Raw genomic sequence first — 22,189 nt, 5'->3', positions numbered from 1 at the left:
CCCACAAGGGGGGAGGGAACGATGGGGCGTCGATCTGCTGACAAACGAACTCCGTTCGCCGAGCACGCGAGGCGCACGCCATGCTGACCTTCCTAGCCCGCCGCATCGCGCAGATGGTGCCGACTCTGGTCTTCGTGTCGCTGCTGATCTTTTCGCTGCAGCATCTATTGCCCGGCGATCCGGCGCTGGTGATGGCCGGCGAGGAGCGCGATCCGGCGGTGATCGCGCAGATCAGGAAGCAGTACCGGCTCGACCGGCCGATCCCGGTGCAATACGTCTATTGGGCCAAGGGCGTGCTGTCGGGCGATCTCGGCGAATCGCTGCGGATCAAGATGCCGGTCCGCGATCTCATCGTGCAGAAGCTGCCGGTGACTTTGCAGCTCGCGTCAATGGCGATCGTGATCGCCTTCCTGATCGGAATTCCCGCCGGCATCGTCTCGGCCGTGAAGCAAGGCACCGCCTGGGACTACGGCGCCAATCTGTTCGCGCTGTGGGGCATCTCGACGCCGAACTTCTGGCTCGGCATCATGCTGATCTTCCTGTTCTCCATCAAGCTCGGCTGGCTGCCAGCCTCGGGCTATGTGCCGCTGACCGAAGACTGGCGCGCCAGCCTCGCCGCCACCATCATGCCGGCCTTCGTGCTCGGCAACGCCATTGCCGCCATCCTGATGCGCCACACCAGGAGCGCGATGCTGCAGGTGCTGCACAGCGATTACATCCGCACCGCGCGCGCCAAGGGCATCAGCGAACGCCAGGTCATTCTCCGCCACGCGCTGCGCAACGCGCTGACGCCGGTGATCACGCTCGGCGCGCTCGAGCTCGGCACGCTTCTTTCGGGCGCGGTGCTGACCGAGCAGGTGTTCTCGATCCCCGGCTTCGGCAAGCTGATCGTCGATGCCGTCTTCAACCGCGACTACGCCGTGGTGCAAGGCGTCGTGCTGGTGACCGCAACCGTCTATATCACGCTGAACCTGATCGCCGACATCGCCTATATGCTCGTCAATCCGCGCTTGAGAAGCTGACATGGCCGAGACCACGATGACAGCCGTCTCGGCCTCTCGCGGCCTCGCCCCGCTGGAACGGCCGATTCAGCGGGCCTTGCGCCGCGTGGTCAGGCGCAAGGGCGCGATGATCGGGCTTGCTTTGATTACTTCCTTCATCCTGCTCGCGACCTTCGCACCGCTGGTCGCGCCCTACGATCCCATCGCCACCAGTTGGACGCTGGTGCGCAAGCCGCCTTCGATGGCGCACTGGTTCGGCACCGACGATCTCGGCCGCGACGTGCTGAGCCGCGTTATCTTCGGCGCACGCGCCTCGCTCGCAGCCGGCGCGATCTCGGTCGGCATTGCGCTGTCGATCGGCGTTCCCGTCGGCATGCTTTCAGGCTATCGCGGCGGCTTCGTCGATGCACTGATCAGCCGGATCACCGATGCGATGCTGGCCTGCCCGTTCCTGATCCTGGCGATCGCGCTCGCCGCGTTCCTGGGGCCGAGCCTCGGACACGCGATGATCGCGATCGGCGTCTCGGCGACGCCGGTCTTCGTGCGGCTCACCCGTGGCGAGGTCATGAACGTCAAGCTGGAGGACTATATCGACGCCGCACGCAGCGTCGGCGATTCGAACTCGCGGATCGCGATCGTGCATATCCTGCCGAACATCATGCCGGCGCTCTTAGTGCAGGCGACGCTCTCGGTGGCGGCCGCGATCATCGCCGAGGCCTCGCTCTCGTTCTTAGGGCTCGGCCAGCAGCCGCCCTTCCCGTCCTGGGGCAGCATGCTCAACGCCGCGCAGCGCTTCCTCACCAACGCGCCCTGGATGGCGATATGGCCGGGACTGGCAATCTTCCTGGTCGTGCTCTCGCTCAATCTGCTCGGTGACGGCCTGCGCGACGCGCTCGATCCGCAGAACGATCGCTGAAATCCCAAATACAGGTTTCTCCGTCATGCCCGGCCTCGTGCCGAGCATCCACGTCTTGCGGCATGCTCGATAGGACGTCATGGCAAAAACGGCGGCTGCCAAGGCAGCCGCCATGATTGAACCAGTCTCGACCGCCCGCTCAGCTTGCCGTCAGGCCATGCGACGGTTCTGCGTCGAACTCGGCGATTTCCCTGGCACGCTTGGAATTCGCTGCCGCCTGGTGATCGGTCGCGATGACGGTGTAGACCATCGGCAGCACGAACAGCGTAAACAGCGTGCCGATCGACATGCCGGCGACCACGACGAGGCCGATCGAGAAGCGGCTTGCCGCACCGGCGCCGCTCGCGGTCAGCAGCGGGATCAGGCCGGTGACCATGGCCGCCGTCGTCATCAGGATCGGCCGCAGCCGGATCCGCGCCGACATCTCGATCGCCGAGCGCCGATCGAGGCCCTCGTTGAGCTGCAGCTCGTTGGCGAACTCCACCATCAGAATGCCGTGCTTGGTGATCAGCCCGACCAAGGTCAGCAACCCGACCTGGGTGTAGATGTTCATGGTCGCCGCCCCGAAGAACAGCGGGATCAGCGCGCCGACGATCGCCATCGGTACCGAGATCATGATCACGAACGGATCGCGCAGGCTCTCAAACTGCGCTGCCAGCACCAGGAAGATGATGATTAGCGCGAAGCCGAAGGTAATCGCAAGCTGGTTGCCTTCCTGCACATACTGACGGCTATCGGCGAGATAGTCGTGGCTGAAGCCGGCCGGCAGCTTCTTGGCCTGGCCTTCGAGGAAGTCGACGGCCTGCCCGACCGTGACACCCGGCATCGGCACCGCCGAGAACGTCGCCGAGTTGAGCTGATTGTAATGCGTCAGCGCGTTCGGATCCGTTCCGGTTTCGATCTTGACCACGGTGGACAGCGGCACCTGCTGGCCGCTGCCGGTCGCGATGTAGTAGTTTCCGATCGCTTCCGGCGACAGCCGCTTTTCACGCGGCACCTGAGGGATGACCTGGTAGGAGCGCCCCTCGAGGTTGAAGCGGTTGATGTAGTTGCCGCCGAGCAGCACCGCGAGCGTGTTGCCGAGCGATTGCATGGTGATGCCGAGATCGCTTGCCTTGGTGCGGTCGATCGAGACCCGCACCACCGGCTGGTTGAACTCGAGATCGCTGTCGCTGACGATGAACATGCCGCTCTTGCGCGCGGCATCCTTCAGCTTGGTCATCTGCTCATAGACCTGCTGGAAGCCGTTGGTCGAATTGATCACCATCTGGATCGGCAGGCCGCCCGGACCGCCCGGCAGCGCCGGCAGGTTGAAGGCAAAGGCATTGACGCCCTCGATCTTCGACAATTCCGCCTGCACCAGCGGCTTCAACTGCATCGCCGAGCGCTTGCGCTCGTCCCACGGCTTCAGCAGCATGCCGGCGATGCCGCCCTGCGGGCCGTTGATGCCGTTCAGCACGAAAGTGAGATCGGTCTCCGGAAATTTCTGGAACGCCTTGTTGAGCTTGTCGCCATAGAAATTGACATAGTCGATGTTGGCGTATTTCGGCGCCTTGGTGATCGAGAACACGATGCCCTGGTCTTCCTCGGGCGCCAGCTCCTTCGAAATGTGCGTGTAGAGGAAGCCAACCAGGCCGAGGATGGTGACTGCGAACAGCGCCGTCACGGGGCGATAATCCAGCGAGCGATCGAGCCGGCGGCCATACCAGCGGGTCATCGCGCCGAACACGCGGTTGACCAGCCGGGCAAAGCGGCCTTCGTCGGCGCTCTTGAGCAGCACCGAGCACATCATCGGCGACAAAGTCAGCGCGATGATGCCCGACACGATCACGGAGCCGGCCAAGGTGAAGGCGAATTCGCGGAACAGCGATCCGGTCAGGCCGCCGAGCAGGCCGATCGGCGCGTACACCGCGGCGAGCGTGATGGTCATCGAGATGACGGGACCGACGATCTCGCGCGCGCCCTGCAGAGCGGCTTGAACGGGTGGTTTGCCCTCCTCCAGATGGCGATGGATGTTCTCGACCACGACGATGGCGTCGTCCACCACGAGGCCGATGGCGAGCACCATCGCCAGCAACGTCAGCAGATTGATGCTGAAGCCCAAGGCCAGCATCAGGCTGCAGACGCCGATCAGCGACAGCGGAATGGTCACGACGGGAATGATGACCGAGCGCAGCGAGGCCAGGAACAGGAAAATTACGACGATGACGATGAGGACGGCTTCGCCGAGCGTATGCTCGACCTCGTCGATCGACGACTGGATGAATTTGGTGGAGTCGTAGGCCACCTTCATCTTCATGGACGGCGGCAAATTGCGCTCGATCTCCGGAAACAGCGCGCGCACGCCCCTGACGATGTTGAGTGGATTGCCTTGCGGCGTGGCCTGCACGCCGATGAAGATCGCACGCTCCCCACTGAAGGCGACGCTGGCATCGGTAGATTGCGCCGCCAACTCGACGGTCGCGATATCATCCATGCGGACGAAGCCGCCGTCCTTGGATTTCACGATCATCCGCTTGAACTGGCTGACGTTCTGCAGATCGGTATTGGCCGTGACGTTGGAGACGGTGAAGTAGCCCTTGGACTGACCGGCGGCGGCCTGGAAGTTGTTGGCCGCGATTGCAGCCGCCACGTCGCCCGGCGACACGCCGCGTCCGGCCATCTTGACCGGATCGAGCCACAGCCGCATCGCAAAGGTCTGGCCGCCGAGAATGTCCGCGGACGCGACGCCGTCGACGGTGGACAGCACCGGCTGCACCACGCGCGTTAGATAGTCCGAGATCGCCGATGCCGACAGCTCCTCGCTGGAAAAGCCGAGATACATGACGGCCGTGGTCTGGCCCGTGGTCTTGGTGACGATCGGGTCGTTGGATTCCTTCGGGATCAAATATTTGACCGAATTGACCTTGGCCAGCACCTCGGTGAGCGCCTGGTTCGGATCGAAGTTCAGCTTGATGTAGACCTGGATCGTAGAGGTGCCGAGCACGGAGGACGAGGTGATGTAGTCGACGCCTTCAGCCGAGGCCACCGCCTGCTCGATCGGCGTGGTGATGAAGCCCTGGATCATGTCGGCGGACGCACCGGGGTACACGGTCGTCACGTTGACGACCGTGTTCGACAGCTTCGGATATTGCCGGATCGGCAGCACGGTCGCCGCGCGCGCACCGATCAGGAGGATCAGCAGGCTGACGACGATCGACAGCACCGGGCGCTTGACGAAGATATCGGTGAATCTCATCGCGGCAATCTCTTCAGCGGAGGACGTTCCAACGACCGCGCGCCTCATCGCGCGCGGTCGGGTGCAGTCAGGTCGGGCTCAGTAACGCGGCGGCTTGGCCGGGATCTGAGGCGCGGGATCGGTCGAGATCGCGACCGCGGCGCCCGACTGCATCTTGATCTGGCCGAGCGCGACCACACGATCGCCGTCCTTGAGACCCTTGATGATGACCGCGCGTCCGTTGATGCGATCGCCGGTCTGCACATAGGTGCGGTCGGCGGTCAGCGTGGTCTTGCCGTCGTCGCCCTTCTTCTCGTTGATCACGAACACGCTGTCGCCATACAGCGTGTAGTCGACCGCGGTCTCCGGCACGGTGACGACCGGCGGCTTGTCCGGCAACACCACGGTGGTGGTCGCGAACATGCCGGGCTTGAGGATGTGGTCGGGATTCGGGATCGTCGCCTGCACGCGAATGTTGCGAGTGTCGGTCGAGATCTGCGGCTCGATCGTGGTGATCTTGCCTTCGAAGGTGCGGCCCGGGTAGGCGTCGACGCTGATGCGAACGATCTGGCCGACCTTCAACTGCCCGCTGTCCTTTTCCGTCACGGTGAAGTTGGCATAGAGCTCCGACAGATCGGTCAGCGAGACCACCTGGGTGCCGGCGGTCAGATACTGTCCGACCTCGATGTGACGCACGCCGAGTTCACCATCGAACGGCGCGCGCACCAACTTCTGCGCGATCAGCGCCTCGGTCTTGGCGACGCCGGCCTGCGCCTGGTCGAACGCCGCCTGCGCCGAATCGACGGTCGCCTGCGGACCGAACTGGCGCGCGGCAAGTTGCTTGGCGCGGTCGAGCGACAATTGCGCAACTGTTACCTGCGCCTTGAAATTGGCGAGGTCGCCCTGGTCGGGTGCGTCATAGAGCTGCACCAGCGGCATGCCCTGCTTCACATGCGCGCCGGCCGTGAACATGATGTCGGTGATGCGGCCCGAGACGTCGGAGGTGACGTTGACCTGATGCACGGCGGCGAGATCGCCGACTGCGCTCAACAGGTTCGGCACCGTCTCCTGCTTGGCGACGGCGGCAGTGACGCTGATCGGCGGCGGCTTCATGTTGGCGAAGAACTGCGCGATCATCTTGTCGCGGAACATGTTGAACCACACCAGTCCGCCGACCAGCAGTGCCAGCAGGCAGCCGACGACGATGAACCACAGCACCGGCCGGGTCGGACGCTTGCGCGGCTTCTCCTCGACCGGCTTGCCGGTGAGCTTGGGTTCGGTCGCGATGTTCATGTCATGCACTCTCTGTCGGGACCGGCTGAGCCGGATGTTGCGACAATTCGCGGTCGAGATGGGTGGCGATGGCGGCGTCGGTCAAACCGATGCCGCGCAGGATAAAATGGCAGAGCTGCCGGTCGAGCTTGGCGTCGTTGCCGTAGGTCAGGCAGCGGGTCGCCGGAAACCGGGCCAGCGCTGCCATTACCACGGTATGATGGGCAAACCAGAACAGATCGAGCGGCGCGTCCGTGATACGCACAGCATCGTCGGCGGCCATCGCCCGCTCCAGTGAGGCGATGAACTTCTCGCCAATCAGCTCCGTGATTTTGAGGAAAAGGAGGCGTGCGAACTCGCCGTCATCGAGCTGGCTCGTGACCATCAGCCGCAGGCGCTGCTCTTCTTGCTCGTTCGGTCCGTCGGCGATCTGCAGGAAGTGACGAACCATGCCGACCACCAACTTGACCAAGGTCGCCGTCGACGGCTCCTGCCCGAGCAGGAATTCCAGCTCGCGGTCGGCTTCGCATTCCTCGGCCAGGATCTCGGCGTAGAGCGATGCCTTGGACGGGAAATGCTTGAACAGCAACCCTTCGGAAATGGCCGCCGCGGCCGCCACGCTCTTGGTCGTGGTGCCGGCATAGCCATGGCGGGCAAAGCAACGCTTGGCTGCGCCAAGGATGAGCTGCCGCCTGAGGTCGCTGGTCATGCGCAGGGTGGACATGGCTCGTGAGTAAACACTCACTCCAGATTATGTCAAGGTAATATGCCGCACCGCAGCAGCCGCAATGTTCCGGACGCGGGACTACGGATCGCTAAACCATTGGAAACACTGGCATCAGTGACGACAGGCTGCGCCGGATCGCCAATGAGAGCGCGACAGGGGCCCCCCCGTTGCGCCTCCTGGCGCCCGTCGGGACGGCGGTGGCGAACCGCCGTCCTTCAATGCAAGATGCCGTTTCACGCCGCATCACGCATCAAGACGCGATCGGCCGGGAGGAGCTTTACGCCATGACGTCAGACGCGCGCGAGCTTGCGGACAATTTCGATCTCGAAAGCCTGACGGGCGAGTTCTATGCCGATCCCTACCCTACCTATCGGGCGCTCCGCGAGCACGCGCCGGTAAAGCGGCTGCGCAGCGGCGCCTATTTTCTCACCCGTTACGACGATCTCGTCACGGCCTACAAGAATACCCGCGCCTTCTCTTCCGACAAGAAGAAGGAGTACGCGCCGAAATATGGCGACACGCCGCTCTACGAGCATCATACCACCAGCCTGGTGTTCAACGATCAGCCGGCGCATACGCGCGTCCGACGGCTGATCACGGGCGCGCTGTCGCCGCGTGCGATCGCCCAAATGGAGCCGGCGCTGATTGCGTTGGTCGATCATCTGCTCGACCGCATTGCCGAGAAAGGCGGTTTCGAGCTGATCGGCGACTTCGCCGCCGCAATTCCGGTCGAGGTGATCGGCAACCTGCTCGATGTGCCGCATGACGAGCGCGAGCCGTTGCGCGACTGGTCGCTGGCGATTCTCGGCGCGCTGGAGCCGGTGCTGACGCAAGAGCAGGTCGCCCGCGGCAATCGAGCGGTCAGTGAATTCCTCGCCTATCTCGAAGGCCTGGTCGCGCGACGGCGCGCGTATCCCGGGAATCCCGAGCGTGACGTGCTGACGCGGCTGATCCAGGGCGAGGCCAGCGGCGAGCGGCTGAGCGAGAAGGAGCTGCTGCATAATTGTATCTTCCTGCTCAATGCCGGTCACGAGACCACGACCAATCTGATCGGCAACGGCCTCGTCGTGCTGCATGAACATCCGGCCGAGAAGCAAAAGCTGATCCAGGCACCGAGCCTGATCCGCACCGCGGTCGAGGAGATCCTGCGCTATGAGAGCTCCAACCAGCTCGGCAACCGCATGACCACCGAGCCGGCCTCGTTCGGCGACGTCACGCTTGAACCGGGCACACTGGTCACCTTGTGCATCGGCGCGGCCAATCGCGATCCGAGCCAGTTCGAGAATGCCGAGACGTTCGACATCGCGCGGTCCGCAAACCGGCATCTGTCGTTCGGCACCGGCGTGCACCAGTGCGCCGGCATGGCACTGGCGCGGCTGGAAGGCGCGGTCGCGGTCTCGCGTTTCCTGGCGCGGTTTCCGAACTACAAACTGTCAGGCGCGCCGGTCCGCGGCGGCCGGGTACGGTTTCGCGGATTTTTGAGCGTGCCGTGCGTGGTCGAATAGAGTACCATCTCTGCCGTCATTGCGAGGAGCGAAGCGACGAAGCAATCTAGACTTCCCTTGCCGCTCTCGATTGCTTCGCTTCGCTCGCAATGACGGCGCGCGACTTACGTCTCGCCCTTCGGCGTGCGCTCCAGGATCAGCGTGTGGATACCGCAGGTGCCACTGTAAAGGCTCATCACCCGCGTGCCGGGCTTGCGGCCGGCGCGCGCTTCGGACACTTGCAAACCTGCAGCAAGCAGCCGTGCCCTCGTCGCCTCGATGTCCGCGACGCGCCAACTCAGGCCCCACAGTTTGTCGTGCGCCTGATCGCCGCCGGCGACCGGCCGCTTCACGACCTCGACAATGAGATCGCCGCAGCGGAAGAACATCAGCTGACCCCAGTCCTGGTGGGTGCGATCGAGCGCCAGGTCGAGACCGAGCCTGGCGCCGTAGAGCGCCGCCGCCCGTTCGGGGTCCTCGGTCGAGACCACGACGTGATCGAGGCCGAGGACCGCGGACTCGTCGGTCGGAATCGAACGCGGCCGTTCGCCCTGCAATTCCAGGAAGAACATGCGCACGCCGCGGGTGAGTTCGGTGCTGGCGCGCGTGCGCTTCCAATGCAGCGTCGCACCCGACACATCGTCGCTGTTGTCGACCTCGACGATCGGGTCCGGCTTCAACGCGACGCGATCGAGCCGGCGGTGCATCTTGCCGATATCAGCAGTGGCAAAGCAGAGGCTGGCGAGCCCCTCACCGGTGAGCTTGATGACGTTGCGAATCCGGTCCGCCGGAACGCTGAAGCCGCTCGGCGCCATCAGCTCCAGTGTCATGTTGTCGAGCGTGAACAGCACACGATCGGCCCCCTCGCCCGCATGCGTCCAGGCGGGCTTGCGCGCCAGCAGCGTCTCGTAGGCGGTCACGCCGGCCTTGATATCCTCGAGCAGGACGACGACATGGTCGAGCCCTGCGATCACGGGAACAGCCCCCGCGAATTCTTGGCCGCACGCACCTTCTCGACACCGATCGCCATCGCCGCGGTCCGATGCGAAATGTTGTCGGCTTTCACCCGCGCCAGCATGGTCTGGAAGGCGCGATCGAGGATCTGGTACTCGCGCCGCATCACCTCTTCCTCCTCCCAGAACAATTGCTGCAGATCCTGGACCCATTCGAAGTAGCTGACAACCACACCGCCGGAGTTGCAGAGAATGTCGGGGATCAGGAAGATCTCATCGCGTCGCCGCTCGAGCACGAGGTCGGCGTCCGGCGTTGTCGGGCCGTTGGCGGCCTCCGCCAGCACGCGGCATTTCAGCTGCTCGGCGATCGGCCCGTCGATCACGCGCTCGACCGCCGCCGGCACCAGCACGTCGCAAGCGAGCGTCAGGATATCCCGGGGATCGAACTGCAGCTCGGTCGAGAAGCCGGCGATGCTGCCGTGCTTGGTTGCATGCGCCATCAGCGCGGGAATATCGAGGCCGCGCGGATCATGCAGCGCGCCGGTGTGGTCGCTGACCGCGATCACCTTGAGTCCCATCTGATGCAGCCCGAGCGCGGCGTAGGAGCCGACATTGCCAAAGCCCTGGACCACCGCGCTCGCCTTGGTCGGATCGATCGACAGCACGTCCATCACACGCCGCGAGAGATGCGCGACGCCGCGTCCGGTGGCTTCCCGCCGACCGAGCGTGCCGCCGGAAAACACCGGCTTGCCGGTGACGATCTCCATCACGGTCTGGCCCTGGTACATCGAATAGGTGTCCATGAACCAGGCCATCACCTGCTCATTGGTTCCCATATCCGGCGCCATCACATCGGTGTGCGGACCGACGAACGGGATCATCTCCTGCATGTAGCGGCGCGACAGCGATTCGAGCTCGCGGCGCGACAGCTTGGAGAGATCAACGGCTACTCCGCCCTTGGCGCCGCCATAGGGAAGCCCCACCAGCGCGCATTTCCAGCTCATCCAGACCGCGAGCGCGGCCACCTCGCCGATATCGACAGAGGGCGCGAATCGCGTGCCGCCCTTGGTCGGCCCCATCGTCAGCAGATGCTGCACCCGATAGCCTTCGAACACCGCAATGGTGCCGTCATCGCGGTGAATTGGGCACGATACCGTGATTGCCCGCTTCGGCAGCAGCAGCCGTTCGCGCTCGTCGCCGGGGATGCCGAGATGGTCTGCGATCACGTTGAATTGCTTCGCAGCCATGTCGAAAACCGGTCCGGAATAGACGGTCATCACTTGCTCCTGGCTCGAATCAGAGGTTACCCCGGGCGCAATAATAGCGCGCCGCCCCCCGGGAATGCACGGGTGGTAGTCGCGCCGTTATGCGCTTATTGCGACAAATCTGCGAATAATTTCAGCGTTGATCCCCCCTCGCCGGTTGCTAATGTGCGCCACCCGGGGGCTAACCATCCCCTCCACGGACGAAGAAATGCCCATGCAGGCCCTCTTTATTGGACAGACCTATATCGACGTCACCTTCATCACCGACCATCTTCCGACCGGAGATGAGAAACACGTTGCCTCGGACTACGCAGTATCGTTCGGCGGCAACGCGGTGACCGCGGCGTTCTGCTGCGCCAAGCTCGGGGTCGTGCCTGACCTGATTGCCACCGTCGCCAATGACTGGCTCGGACGCATGTTCCAGGACATGAGCGCGAAATACGGCATCTCGATTCACGCGCGGAAGGTGAACGCCTCCTCGCTCTCTTTCATCATGCCGAAGGACGGCAAGCGCGCCATCGTCCGCTGCCGCGACGACGTGCACATCCATCCCTTTCCGCTGCTCAATCTCGGCAATTGCCGTGCGCTGCATATCGATGGCCATCAGCCGGATGCCGCCATCCATTACGCGAAGCAGTGCCGCGAGGCCGGAATCCTGACCTCGCTCGACGGCGGCGGCCTGCGCACCAATACCCATGAATTGCTGGAATTCATCGACGTCGCGATCGTCGCCGAGCGGTTGTGCGAGCAGATGGACCTGACGCCGGAGAAGATGCTCGCCTATCTCAAGGAGCGCGGCTGCAAGATCGGCGGCATCACCATGGGCGAGAAGGGACTGCTCTGGTACGACGAAGCGGGGACGGTGCAATCCTTGCCCGCCTACCCGATCCCGCGCGAGCGGGTCATCGACACCAATGGCGCCGGCGACGTTTTCCACGGCGCTTATGTCTATTCGTACCTTGCCAATCCGAATGCGAAATGGCGCGACCATTTCGAGTTCGCCCGCGCCGCCTCCACCTTCAAGATCCAGCGGCTCGGCAACGAGGCCGGCCTGCCGACGCTCGCCGACATCGACATGGTGAGACAGGAGTTCGAGATACGGGTCTGATCCGCGCGTGCTGATTAGCTCAGCGCGCTCTTGAGATCGAAGCTCAAATCCGCGGCCTTGTCGGGATCGATGGTGCCGCCGGCCGCAAGCAGCCGCCGGCCGAACATGTGGTCACCGGCGCGGTTGACCGATTCGATACCAACCAGCCGCCCCTCTTTGTAGCAGAAGGCCGAGAACGCCTTCTGAGCGGGATCACCACGCAGCACGACCTGGTCATAGCCTGTCGTGAGGCCCGCGATCTGCAGCTTGTCGTTGCCCTGATCGCTCCAGAACCAGGGCTGGCCGTCATAGACCTGGACGTCGCCGGTCAATCGCGCCGCCACGCAGCGGGCGTGATCGGTGGCGTTCTGTACCGACTCCAGCCGCAGCGTGCCGCCGAAGCGGGGGCTCGCGAACAGCGCGCAGTCGCCGATCGCCGAGATATGCGGGTCCGAGGTCGCAAGATGCTCGTCAACGATGATGCCTGAGGCGACCTTCAGGCCGGCGTCAGCCGCAAGTTCGACATTGGGCAGCACGCCGACACCGACCACGACCAGATCAGCCGGGATGTGCCGGCCGTCGCTCAGGCTGATGCCGGTGACTTTGTCGCCATCCGCTTCGATGCTGGTTGCCTGCACACCGAGGTGAATACGAACCCCGGCATCCGCATGCTGCGTCTGAAAGTAGTCGGAAATCTCGGCCGTCACCGCGCGCGCCATGACGCGGCCGGCAAGCTCTAGCACGTCGACCTCCAGCCCCTTGATACGCGCGGTCGCGGCGAATTCCAGACCGATGAAACCGGCGCCGATCACCACCACCCGTTTCGCCTTGGCAAGCCGTGCGCGCAGATCTTCGCTATCATCGAGGATGCGTAGGTAACGCACGTCAGGGAGGTTCGCATTGGGGAGGTCGAGCAGGCGGTTGCGGGCGCCGGTGGCGAAGATCAGATGGCCGTAGTCCAGCGCCTGCCCCGATGCGAGCACCACCTTGCGGTGCTGGCGCTGAACTGCGACGGCGCGGTCGTAGACCAGCTCGATGCCCTGGTCGACATAGAACTTCAGCGGCCGGAACATCAGCGTCTCCGGGCCGCCGCTGCCCTTCAGATAGGCCTTCGACAAAGGCGGTCGCTGGTACGGCAGATGGGCTTCGTCATTGATCAGCCGGATCGGATCGCTGTAGCCCGCCTGACGCAAGGAGGCCGCGACTTGGAAACCTGCATGTCCTGCGCCGACGATGACCACCGGTCCCTTGACCACCCAATCCTTGCTCATCCCACCTGCTCACCTTGCCCTGTACAAACCTTAGGCTTCACTCTTTCGCCGAGCCCGTTCGCACTGTTGTCGCAGACCCCGGCAGGCTTGTCACCGTCCCCCGCCGCGGGATTGTCACCACCGTCACCCTGCGGTTTAAATGCGGCAGCAACAGCGGTCCGGGAGGGATCAATGACTGACACCACGCTCGCAGCCGAGCCGGCCCTGCTTTCGATCGACCGTCCGATCGCCACTATCACCCTGAACCGCCCGGCTGCATTCAATTCCATCGACATCGCAATCGCCAAGAGGTTGGAGCAGCTCGCTACCCAGGTCGAGGCCGATGATGGCATCCGCGTCTTGGTGCTGCAGGGCGAAGGCCGCGCCTTCTGCGCCGGCGGCGATCTGCAGACCATCGGCGCCGCGGCGGAAGCCGACACCATTGCGCCTGTCGTTGGCGGGCTCTTGCAGCACTATCACGCCTTCATCGCCAGCCTGCGACGGATGCCCAAGATCGTGCTCGCCAGCGTGCACGGCTCGGCCGCCGGCGCCGGCATGTCGCTGGCCTTTGCCGCCGACCTCTGCATCGCAGCTGAAGAGGCGCGCTTCACGCCGGCCTATGCCAAGCTCGGCGTTTCGCCCGACGGCGGTGGCACAATCGGCGTCACCGCCAGCGTCGGCGTGCGGCGCGCGCTGCAGATCTTCCTCGCCGAGGACAACTTTACCGCGCAGCAAGCCTACGAATGGGGCCTCGTCGCCAAGGTGGTGCCGGGCCTCGAATTGATGGCCGCCACGCGCGAGCTTGCGCTGCGGCTGGCGCAGAACGCGCCGGCCGCACTCTCCGAAACCAAGGCGCTGATCCACAGCGCGCCGACGACCTCGGTCGAGCTGCAGCTCGATGCCGAGCGCGACGCCATCATCGCCTGCATGCACAGTGATGAATTCCGGATCGCGGTGCAGAAGTTCACCAGCAAAACCAAGTAGGCCTCGCCCGGTAGCTGTTCGCTACGTAGTCGGGAAATTCAATTCGGACATATATACCCGGTCCCGGCAGGCGACTTGAAGCAGCCGACCGATTCGGGGATCACGTGCTTGGGGAGCCAGAGCACCACGCTCGGAAAAAAGATCGTGAAGGTGATGGTGAGCAGAAACACCACATAGATCGGCAGCGCCGCGCGCAGCGCCTTGCCGAAACTGACGCCGACGAATTTGGACGCCATCAGCAGTACGAGCCCATAGGGCGGCGTGATCAGGCCGAAGGCCAGCGTCGCGATCAGGACGACGCCCATATGGACGCCGTTGATGTCGCCAGCCTGGGTCAGCGCGTTGACCAGCGGCATGAAGATGATGATGGTCGGCACCGGCTCGATAAAATCACCGATCACGGTGAAGAGCGCAACCATCAGCAGCATGATATAGCGCGGATCGTTGCCGGCGACGGACGTGATCCAGTCGGCGATGAAGTTGGCGCCGCGCAGATAGGCCAGCATCCAGCCGAACGCATTCGCGGCGCCGATCGTGATCAGCGGCAGCGAGAAGATCAGGCCGGCCAGACAGAAATCGTACGGAATCCGCTTCAGGTGGCCGCGATTGAGCACGGGGATCACGACCAGAACGATCCAGACCACCGCCACGACGCCGGCCTCGGTCGGAGTGAACCAGCCGGTCAGGATGCCGCCGAGCAGGATCACCGGAATCATCAGTGGCAGCGCCGCGTCACCAGTTGCAAAAACCACCTGCCGCAGCGGCGCGCGTGGCTTGCGCAACCCCGCGGGCCCAAAGAAATAGCAATAGATCATCAGCCCGAAACCGATCATGAAGCCGGGCACGACGCCTGCCATGAACAGGCCGGCGATCGAGACATTGCCTACCGCGCCATAGACCACGGCGGTGATGCTCGGCGGGACCAACGCCGCGATGGTCGAGGCCGAAGCGATGATCGCCGCGATAAACGCGGGCTCATAGCCTTCGCGTTGCATCGGGCCACCGAGCGCGCGGCTCATGACAGCGACGTCAGCGGTGGTCGAGCCGGACATTTCCGAGAAGAACATGCTGAAGACGACCACCACCTGGGACAATCCTCCTCTGACATGTCCGACCAGCGACACCGACAGATTTGCAATCCGGACCACGACATTGGCGGAGCTCATGAGCTCGCCGACCAGCAGGAAGAACGGTATCGCCAGCAGCGCTTCGGAATCGACGCCGTCAAAGATCTTCTGCACGATGGCCGCCAGCGAGACGTCGGCGAGGAACGCCCCGACGAACACACCGGCCAGAAGCGAAAACGGTACGGGTACGCCGAGATAGCCGAACGACAGGAAGCAGAGCGACATCAACGCAAGAATGATCGGGGCGCTCACGTCTGATAGCTCCGATCGGCAGCGGTGTAGGGCAGCGGGTTGGCGGGCTCCGGGTCCGGCGGCTCCGGATGATCGAAGCCGTTGGCAATCCCATTGACCATTTGCTCGATCGTGAACAGCGCGATCAACGCGCCGGAGATCGGAATGACGATGTAGAGCGAGGCGATCGGCGTGCCGGAAGGCAGGCGGAAGCTGCCAAAGCCGCGAAGAAAATTGATGTAGCCGAACCAGATCAGGCAGAGCGCGACACCAAGCACGACGAGCCGAAGCACGATCTCCAAGAGAGAGCGCACCGCACCGTGCGTCGCCTCCGAGATTGCGGTCAGGCACAGATGATCGTTGCGCCGGGTCGCCACGGCAGCGCCGACGAAGATCGCATAGATGAACAGCGTCGAGGTGACCTCCTGCAACCACAGCCAGGGATGGCCGATGGTCCGCGTCACGATATCGGCGGTCACCGAGAGCGAGAAGCCGAAGCACAACGCCCCGCACAGCATCATCAGGACCAGTTCGAGCCGGTCCAACGCCTGCCATTTCAGATGCCGTTGTCGCTGCAGCACGAGCCTATCGGCAATGGACATCGGCTTCCCCGGCCGCGACGATACTGCTGAGAGTGCGTCTAATTGATCGCGCGGATCAGATTTTTGATCTTCTCAGCGTGCGGCCCAAGCTGCTTAGCCAGCTTGTCGAGATAGGGATCGGCGACCGCCGTGAAGCCCGTTTTGTCGACGTCCTCGACGACCTTGACGCCGAGCGATTTGAGCTTTGTGGCCGCCGTTCTTTCCAGCTCAAAGGCCTTGGCCGGCTCCTTGGCGCTGACCTCGGCCGCCGACGCCAGCACCCATTGCCGCTGCTCGGCCGACAGGCTTTGCCACAGTCTGTCGCTGATGAAGACCAGCGCATTGTTTGCCTCGTGCTCGGTCAACGACAGCACGGGCGCGACCTCATAATGCTTGTTGACCAAATAGACATTGATGCTGTTTTCCGCGGCGTCGACGACACCGGTCTGCAGCGAGGTGTAGACGCTGCCGAACGGCATGTGCACGGTCTGCGCACCGTAGGCCGGGAACATCTCGTCCTCGGTCGCCGTCGCCTGGACGCGGATCTTCATACCCTTGACATCATCGACCTTGTGGATCTCTTTCTTGCTGTAGATGTGGCGCACGCCCTGCGAGCCGGTCCCGATGACATGCAGGCCCTGTGCGGTGTCGTCGATCATGGTCCTGATGGCTTCGAACACCTTCGGGTCGGCCAGCGCCTTGATGACGTGCGCGTCGTTGCGAAACAGGAAATGCAGCGACATCACGCCGGCCTGCGGCGAGATGGTTGCGGTGTTCGCCGAGGAGATGATGGCGAAGTCGATATCGCCAGCCTTGACCAATTGCAGCAGCTGCGGCTCCTGCCCCAGCTGCGCACCTGGATACTGGTCGATGAGCATGGTGCCCTTGCTCAGCGCCTTGAGCTTGTCGGCAAACAGATCGCCGGCGATGGAATAGCCGGTGTTACGTGGCTGATCATAAGCGAAACGGTAGTGCTTGACGTCCTGTGCGCTGGCACCCGCCGCCAACAGTAGCGCGGCGGCGAAAAACCCGCCGACGATCCCGGATCGACTCTTCATCGTCCCCTCCCCGCTTGTCGTTTTCTTTAATCATCCCATCGAGGTTGGAGGGTTGTCAATTAAGGATTGGGACCGGTGATGAACCGAGTCGACGACTAATTCTTCCCCTTGCGGCGCATGAAGTCGAAGTCGCAGCCGTCGTCCGCCTGCAGAATGGTCTCGTGAAACAGGTGTGCGTAGCCGCGCTCGGCCCAGTCGGGCGTCGCGACGGGCTTCAGCACGGCACGGCGCTTGGCAAGCTCGGCCTCGTCGATCAGCAGATCGATGCTGCGCCTGGCGACATCGAGCCTGATCCTGTCGCCGGTCTGCACCAGCGCCAGCGGGCCACCGACGGCCGATTCCGGCGTGATATGCAGCACGATGGTCCCGAACGCTGTCCCGCTCATGCGCGCGTCCGAAATCCGCACCATGTCCTTGACGCCCTGCCGAGCCAGCTTCTTCGGGATAGGCAGATAACCGGCCTCCGGCATGCCCGGTGCGCCCTTCGGCCCGGCATTGCGCAGCACCAGCACGTCATCAGCCGTGACCTCGAGATCGGGATCGTCGACCCGCAAGGTCATGTCCTCGACGGATTCGAACACGACGGCGCGGCCGGTGTGCTGCAGCAATTTCGGACTGGCCGCCGAATGCTTGATGACCGCGCCGCGCGGCGCCAGATTGCCGCGCAGCACCGCAATCCCGCCTTCCGGCTTGATGGGATTGTCGCGCGCGCGGATCGCGTCCTGGCCGGGCACCTCCTCCGCCCTGGCGACGATGTCGCGCAAGGTCTCGCCGGTGACGGTCTTCGCATCAAGATCGATGAGGCCGCCAAGCTGCTTCAACAGCTTCGGCACGCCGCCGGCATGATGGAAGTGCTCCATATAGTGCTCGCCTGACGGTTTCAGGTCGACCAGCACCGGCACCTCGCGGCCAATTCGATCGAAAGCGTCGAGATCGATCGCGTGCGGCGTGCGGCCGGCGATAGCGGTGAGATGCACGAGGCCATTGGTCGAGCCGCCGATCGCCTGCAGCACCACCTGCGCGTTCTTGAATGCCGCGGGCGTCAGCAGCTCGCTCGGCCGCGGCCCTTTTGCCTTGGCCATCGCGGCCGCGACGCGCCCGCTCGCCTCGGCCGAGCGGAAGCGCTCGGCATGCGGCGCCGGAATGGTCGCGCTCATCGGCAGGCTCAGTCCCAGTGTCTCGGTGATGCAGGCCATGGTGGAAGCCGTGCCCATCACCATGCAGGTGCCGACCGACGGCGCGAGCCGGCCGTTGACCGCCTCGATCTCCTTGTCATCGATGTCGCCGGCACGATATTTCGCCCACAACCGGCGGCAGTCAGTGCAGGCACCGAGCACCTCGCCCTTGTGATGACCGACCACCATCGGCCCGACCGGGATGACGACGGTCGGCAGGTCGGCCGAGATCGCGGCCATGATCTGCGCCGGCAAGGTCTTGTCGCAGCCGCCGATCACGATCACGGAATCCATCGGCTGGGCGCGGATCATTTCCTCGGTTTCCATCGCCATCAGGTTGCGCAGGTACATCGAGGTCGGATACGAAAAACTCTCGGCGATCGAGATGGTGGGAAACACGAACGGCATCGCGCCTGACAGCATCACGCCGCGCTTCACCGCCTCGATGATCTGCGGGACGTTGCCGTGGCAGGGATTGTAGTCGCTGTAAGTATTGGTGACGCCGACGATCGGCCGGTCCAGCGCATCGTCGGAATAGCCCATGGCCTTGATGAACGCCTTGCGCAGGAACAGCGAGAATCCGGCATCGCCGTATGAGGTCAGTCCCTTGCGCAATCCGTCGGTCATGGTCTTCGTCTCTCATTCTTGCTCGTCATTCCGGGGCAACCGCGCCAGCGGTTGAACCCGGAATCCGGAAATATCAGCTCGAGATTCCGGGTTCGAGGCCTGCGGCCTCGCCCTGGAATGACACCAAGGTTCTCAACCCCAGTCGATAATCCGGCTCACGTCCCCATCATATTCGATGCTGCAATAGCTGCCGCCCTGGTAGAAATCGGCGACCCGATCCGGCTGCATCTTGGCCTGCTCCGCCATCGCATGCTCGCGGAACGCTTCCGCACGACCGGTCGGACGATAGCCGAGCTCATAGGCGCGGTGATTGTCCCACCAGGCACGCTCGTTGAACGATGCGCCGTAGAGTATCTCGAAATGAATGTCGGGATGATCGAGCCCGATCTGGCAGAGCTGCACCAGATCCTCGGGCTTGAGCCAGATCGCGAGCCGGCGGTGATCGAGCGGCTGCTCGCCGAAATTGCCGATCCGCAGGCAGGTGACCTTCAGCCCGTGCTTGTCGGCATAGAGCGAGCCTAAGCCCTCGCCGAACACCTTGCTGACGCCATAGCGGCTATCGGGGCGCGGCGTCACGTCGTTGCCGATCCGGTGATGGCGCGGATAGAAGCCGACGGTATGGTTCGACGACGCGAACACGATGCGCTTGACGCCCTTGCGGCGCGCCGCTTCGAACAAATTATAGCCGCCGATGATGTTGGCCTGCAGCATGTCGTGCCACGGCCCCTCGACCGAATAGCCGCCGAAATGCAGGATGCCATCGACGCCCTCGCAAATCGCCTCGACCTCTGCGAGATCGGCGAGATCGGCCGCCTTGAAGGTTTCCTGGCTCGACAGATCTGCCGGAGGTTTCAGATCGCTCAGCAGCAGGTCGGGATAGATCGGCGGCAGGAGCTTGCGCAAGGATGTGCCGATTCCCCCGCTCGCGCCGGTCATCAATATGCGTGGCATTTCGTCCCTCGTATTCGAACCGCCTGTGGTTCGCCTCGAACCACTGGTTTGCGGCCATTGCGCAACAATGATAGCAGAGAAATCGCGAGGAAACGCAACAACGAGATCAGTAAATGTCCGATCCAAATCATGCGCTTGCAAATCATGCGCCCGGCTGGCGGCCGGCGACCTATTATCCTGACCCGGCGATCCAGGCGCTGGATCCGCGGTTCGAGAAATATTGGCTGAAATTGTCGGCGGTCGAGCGGCTCGCGACCGGAATGCGCTGGGCCGAGGGCCCGGTGTGGGTCGGCGACGGCCGCTATCTCCTGTGCAGCGACATCCCCAATCAGCGCATCGTGAAGTGGGAAGAGGAGACCGGCGCTGTCAGCGTGTTCCGCAAGCCATCCAACTTCGCCAACGGCAACACCCGGGATCGCCAGGGCCGGCTCGTCACCTGCGAGCATGGCGCGCGCCGCGTCACCCGCACCGAATATGACGGCTCGATCACGGTGCTGATGGATTCTTTCGACGGCAAGCGGATGAACTCGCCCAACGACGTCGTGGTCAAATCCGACGGCTCGATCTGGTTCACCGATCCGACCTTCGGCCTGCTCAGCAATTACGAAGGCTACAAGGCCGAGTCCGAGATCGACGCCAACGTGTACCGGATCGACGGTACAAGCGGGAAAGCGACCATTGTCGCCGAAGGCGTGCTTGGCCCGAACGGGCTGTGCTTCTCGCCGGATGAAAAGATCCTCTACATCGTCGAATCCCGCGGCGTGCCGAACCGCAAGATCCTGGCCTACGACGTCTCGGCCGATGGCAATACCATCAGCAACAAGCGCGTGTTGATCGATGCCGGTCCGGGCACGCCCGACGGCATGCGCTGCGACATCGACGGCAATCTGTGGTGCGGCTGGGGCATGGGCTCGCCCGAGCTTGACGGCGTCATGGTGTTCGCGCCCGACGGCGCGCCGATCGGGCGTATCGCATTGCCCGAACGATGTGCCAACGTCTGCTTCGGCGGGATCAAGCGCAACCGGCTGTTCATGGCCGCGAGTCAGTCGATCTACGCGCTGTACGTCAACACACAAGGTGCACTTGGGGGATGAAATATACTCGTCGTCCCGGATAAGTGAGCGTAGCGAACGCGGCCCGGGACCCATACCGCGTGATCTCTCGATAAACCCAAGTGGCCGACGTTCTTTTTCAGAACGTCGGCCGGTGGTTATGGGTCCCGACGTTCGCCGGGACGACATCTCGCATATAGCCGCCCGGTTACGCCGCGTTGTAACCCGCGACCGCCTTGGCTTCGAGATATTCCTCGAGACCGAACTTGCCCCATTCGCGGCCATTGCCGGACTGCTTGTAGCCGCCGAACGGCGCGGTGCGGTCGTTCGGCACGCCCTGCAAATTGACGTTGCCGGCGCGGATCTGGCGGCCGACGCGACGGGCATCCTCGATCGTCGGGCCGGAGACGTAGCCGGCCAGACCATAGGGCGTGTCATTGGCAATACGCACTGCGTCAGACTCGTCCTTGGCACCGATGATGGTGAGCACCGGCCCAAAAATCTCCTCGCGGGCGATCGTCATCTCGTTGGTGACGTCGGCGAAGATGGTCGGGCGGACATAGTAGCCCTTGTTGACGCCCTCGGGCAGGCCCGGGCCGCCGGCGACCAGTGTCGCGCCTTCGTCGATGCCTTTCTTGATCAGCGCCTGGATCTTGTCCCACTGGCCGCGATTGACCACCGGGCCAATCGAGGTGCCCTCCGCGCGGGGATCACCGGCCTTGGTCTTGTCGGCAACACCCTTCGCGATCGCAGCCACTTCCTTCATCTTCGACAGCGGCACGATCATGCGCGACGGCGCGTTGCAGGACTGGCCGGAGTTGTTGAACATGTGCATGACGCCGCCGGTCACCGCCTTGGTCAGGTCGGCGCCCTCGAGGATCACGTTCGGCGACTTGCCACCGAGCTCCTGGCTGACGCGCTTCACCGTCGGGGCTGCGCGCTTGGCCACGTCAACGCCGGCGCGGGTCGAGCCGGTGAACGAGATCATGTCGATATCAGGGTGCTCGCTCATGGCGGCGCCGACCTCCGGCCCGAGGCCGTTGATCAGGTTGAACACGCCGTTCGGCACGCCGGCTTCATGCAGGATCTCGGCGAAAATCAAGGCCGAGGTCGGCGTGAATTCAGAGGGCTTGAGGATCATGGTGCAGCCGGCGGCGAGCGCGGGCGCGACCTTGCAGGCGATCTGGTTGAGTGGCCAATTCCAGGGCGTGATCATGCCGACCACGCCGAC

18 protein-coding genes are annotated in these 22,189 nt (G+C 63.7%); 6 read left to right on the top strand and 12 right to left on the bottom strand.

All coding sequences use genetic code 11. The features are described 5' to 3' along the window. Positions 1 to 80: 80 nt before the first annotated feature. Together WA702_RS11790 and WA702_RS11785 are read left to right on the top strand one after the other, a co-directional pair. Positions 81 to 1,022: an ABC transporter permease gene (locus WA702_RS11790; RefSeq protein ID WP_425110697.1), complete on the top strand. Its 942-nt coding sequence runs from the start codon at positions 81 to 83 to the stop codon at positions 1,020 to 1,022. A 16-nt stretch (positions 1,023 to 1,038) separates the two neighbouring features. Next, positions 1,039 to 1,917, top strand: coding sequence for an ABC transporter permease (locus WA702_RS11785; RefSeq protein WP_425110699.1), 879 nt, complete (start codon positions 1,039 to 1,041; stop codon positions 1,915 to 1,917). Positions 1,918 to 2,056: 139 nt separating this feature from the next. Here WA702_RS11785 and WA702_RS11780 read toward each other — a convergent pair whose 3' ends face one another. From WA702_RS11780 to WA702_RS11770, 3 genes are all read right to left on the bottom strand, one after another. After that, on the bottom strand, positions 2,057 to 5,155 hold the full coding sequence (locus tag WA702_RS11780) for a MexW/MexI family multidrug efflux RND transporter permease subunit (RefSeq protein ID WP_425110696.1): 3,099 nt from the start codon (positions 5,153 to 5,155) through the stop codon (positions 2,057 to 2,059). Positions 5,156 to 5,233: 78 nt separating this feature from the next. Further along, positions 5,234 to 6,427, bottom strand: a complete 1,194-nt coding sequence (locus WA702_RS11775) for an efflux RND transporter periplasmic adaptor subunit (protein ID WP_425110695.1) — start codon at positions 6,425 to 6,427, stop codon at positions 5,234 to 5,236. Between the two features lies 1 nt (position 6,428). Beyond that, positions 6,429 to 7,115: a TetR/AcrR family transcriptional regulator gene (locus tag WA702_RS11770; RefSeq protein ID WP_425110698.1), complete on the bottom strand. Its 687-nt coding sequence runs from the start codon at positions 7,113 to 7,115 to the stop codon at positions 6,429 to 6,431. Between the two features lie 302 nt (positions 7,116 to 7,417). On the opposite strand from WA702_RS11770, the gene WA702_RS11765 reads away from it, so the two are divergent. Beyond that, a complete protein-coding gene (locus WA702_RS11765) occupies positions 7,418 to 8,638 on the top strand; it encodes a cytochrome P450 (protein ID WP_425110694.1) in 1,221 nt (406 codons plus the stop codon). A gap of 104 nt (positions 8,639 to 8,742) precedes the next feature. On the opposite strand, the gene WA702_RS11760 is transcribed toward WA702_RS11765, so the two are convergent. Both WA702_RS11760 and WA702_RS11755 read right to left on the bottom strand, forming a co-directional pair. Beyond that, positions 8,743 to 9,591: a VOC family protein gene (locus WA702_RS11760; protein ID WP_425110693.1), complete on the bottom strand. Its 849-nt coding sequence runs from the start codon at positions 9,589 to 9,591 to the stop codon at positions 8,743 to 8,745. Then, positions 9,588 to 10,847, bottom strand: coding sequence for a Glu/Leu/Phe/Val family dehydrogenase (locus tag WA702_RS11755; protein ID WP_425110692.1), 1,260 nt, complete (start codon positions 10,845 to 10,847; stop codon positions 9,588 to 9,590). Before WA702_RS11755 ends, WA702_RS11760 begins: the two co-directional genes overlap by 4 nt. 202 nt (positions 10,848 to 11,049) lie before the next feature. Between WA702_RS11755 and WA702_RS11750 the strand changes: the two genes are divergently transcribed. Continuing rightward, positions 11,050 to 11,943 carry a sugar kinase gene (locus WA702_RS11750; protein WP_425110691.1) on the top strand — a complete coding sequence of 298 codons (894 nt, stop codon included), beginning with the start codon at positions 11,050 to 11,052 and terminating at the stop codon, positions 11,941 to 11,943. 14 nt (positions 11,944 to 11,957) lie between these two features. Here WA702_RS11750 and WA702_RS11745 read toward each other — a convergent pair whose 3' ends face one another. Next, the gene (locus WA702_RS11745) at positions 11,958 to 13,193 is read right to left on the bottom strand and encodes an NAD(P)/FAD-dependent oxidoreductase (protein ID WP_425110690.1); all 1,236 of its coding nucleotides are present in this window, start codon (positions 13,191 to 13,193) and stop codon (positions 11,958 to 11,960) included. Positions 13,194 to 13,364: 171 nt separating this feature from the next. Here WA702_RS11745 and WA702_RS11740 point away from each other — a divergent pair, with 171 nt between their 5' ends. After that, entirely contained in the window at positions 13,365 to 14,156 is a 792-nt protein-coding gene (locus WA702_RS11740) for an enoyl-CoA hydratase/isomerase family protein (protein WP_425110689.1), read from the top strand. Positions 14,157 to 14,194: 38 nt separating this feature from the next. On the opposite strand, the gene WA702_RS11735 is transcribed toward WA702_RS11740, so the two are convergent. The 5 genes from WA702_RS11735 to WA702_RS11715 form a co-directional block, all read right to left on the bottom strand. Further along, entirely contained in the window at positions 14,195 to 15,535 is a 1,341-nt protein-coding gene (locus WA702_RS11735) for a TRAP transporter large permease (protein ID WP_425110688.1), read from the bottom strand. Continuing rightward, on the bottom strand, positions 15,532 to 16,116 hold the full coding sequence (locus tag WA702_RS11730) for a TRAP transporter small permease (RefSeq protein ID WP_425110687.1): 585 nt from the start codon (positions 16,114 to 16,116) through the stop codon (positions 15,532 to 15,534). The genes WA702_RS11735 and WA702_RS11730 overlap by 4 nt, the downstream gene beginning before the upstream one ends. Positions 16,117 to 16,154: 38 nt before the next feature. Continuing rightward, complete coding sequence (locus tag WA702_RS11725; RefSeq protein ID WP_425110686.1) at positions 16,155 to 17,153, bottom strand: TRAP transporter substrate-binding protein; 999 nt, start codon at positions 17,151 to 17,153, stop codon at positions 16,155 to 16,157. A 95-nt stretch (positions 17,154 to 17,248) separates the two neighbouring features. Beyond that, positions 17,249 to 18,955, bottom strand: coding sequence for an IlvD/Edd family dehydratase (locus WA702_RS11720; protein WP_425110685.1), 1,707 nt, complete (start codon positions 18,953 to 18,955; stop codon positions 17,249 to 17,251). Between the two features lie 132 nt (positions 18,956 to 19,087). Beyond that, on the bottom strand, positions 19,088 to 19,906 hold the full coding sequence (locus WA702_RS11715; RefSeq protein WP_425110684.1) for an NAD-dependent epimerase/dehydratase family protein: 819 nt from the start codon (positions 19,904 to 19,906) through the stop codon (positions 19,088 to 19,090). Positions 19,907 to 20,019: 113 nt separating this feature from the next. On the opposite strand from WA702_RS11715, the gene WA702_RS11710 reads away from it, so the two are divergent. After that, the gene (locus WA702_RS11710) at positions 20,020 to 21,000 is read left to right on the top strand and encodes an SMP-30/gluconolactonase/LRE family protein (protein WP_425110683.1); all 981 of its coding nucleotides are present in this window, start codon (positions 20,020 to 20,022) and stop codon (positions 20,998 to 21,000) included. A gap of 166 nt (positions 21,001 to 21,166) precedes the next feature. Here the strand turns inward: WA702_RS11710 and WA702_RS11705 are convergent. Then, positions 21,167 to 22,189 (bottom strand): aldehyde dehydrogenase family protein (locus tag WA702_RS11705; protein WP_425110682.1); only part of this gene is annotated, 1,023 nt, incomplete at its 5' end.

The sequence above is a fragment of the Bradyrhizobium sp. genome, assembly GCF_049798375.1.
Taxonomy (GTDB): Bacteria; Pseudomonadota; Alphaproteobacteria; order Rhizobiales; family Xanthobacteraceae; genus Bradyrhizobium.
The sequence above is the reverse complement of the archived record's forward strand: the minus strand, read 5'-3'. Positions and strand labels throughout refer to the sequence as shown.

Bases quoted from the DNA above. Each gene is read 5' to 3' on its own strand.
- WA702_RS11790 (WP_425110697.1), top strand. From the start codon at position 81: ATGCTGACCTTCCTAGCCCGCCGCATCGCGCAGATGGTGCCGACTCTG.
- WA702_RS11785 (WP_425110699.1), top strand. From the start codon at position 1,039: ATGACAGCCGTCTCGGCCTCTCGCGGCCTCGCCCCGCTGGAACGGCCG.
- WA702_RS11780 (WP_425110696.1), bottom strand. From the start codon at position 5,155: ATGAGATTCACCGATATCTTCGTCAAGCGCCCGGTGCTGTCGATCGTC.
- WA702_RS11775 (WP_425110695.1), bottom strand. From the start codon at position 6,427: ATGAACATCGCGACCGAACCCAAGCTCACCGGCAAGCCGGTCGAGGAG.
- WA702_RS11770 (WP_425110698.1), bottom strand. From the start codon at position 7,115: ATGACCAGCGACCTCAGGCGGCAGCTCATCCTTGGCGCAGCCAAGCGT.
- WA702_RS11765 (WP_425110694.1), top strand. From the start codon at position 7,418: ATGACGTCAGACGCGCGCGAGCTTGCGGACAATTTCGATCTCGAAAGC.
- WA702_RS11755 (WP_425110692.1), bottom strand. From the start codon at position 10,847: ATGACCGTCTATTCCGGACCGGTTTTCGACATGGCTGCGAAGCAATTC.
- WA702_RS11750 (WP_425110691.1), top strand. From the start codon at position 11,050: ATGCAGGCCCTCTTTATTGGACAGACCTATATCGACGTCACCTTCATC.
- WA702_RS11745 (WP_425110690.1), bottom strand. From the start codon at position 13,193: ATGAGCAAGGATTGGGTGGTCAAGGGACCGGTGGTCATCGTCGGCGCA.
- WA702_RS11740 (WP_425110689.1), top strand. From the start codon at position 13,365: ATGACTGACACCACGCTCGCAGCCGAGCCGGCCCTGCTTTCGATCGAC.
- WA702_RS11730 (WP_425110687.1), bottom strand. From the start codon at position 16,116: ATGTCCATTGCCGATAGGCTCGTGCTGCAGCGACAACGGCATCTGAAA.
- WA702_RS11725 (WP_425110686.1), bottom strand. From the start codon at position 17,153: ATGAAGAGTCGATCCGGGATCGTCGGCGGGTTTTTCGCCGCCGCGCTA.
- WA702_RS11720 (WP_425110685.1), bottom strand. From the start codon at position 18,955: ATGACCGACGGATTGCGCAAGGGACTGACCTCATACGGCGATGCCGGA.
- WA702_RS11715 (WP_425110684.1), bottom strand. From the start codon at position 19,906: ATGCCACGCATATTGATGACCGGCGCGAGCGGGGGAATCGGCACATCC.
- WA702_RS11710 (WP_425110683.1), top strand. From the start codon at position 20,020: ATGTCCGATCCAAATCATGCGCTTGCAAATCATGCGCCCGGCTGGCGG.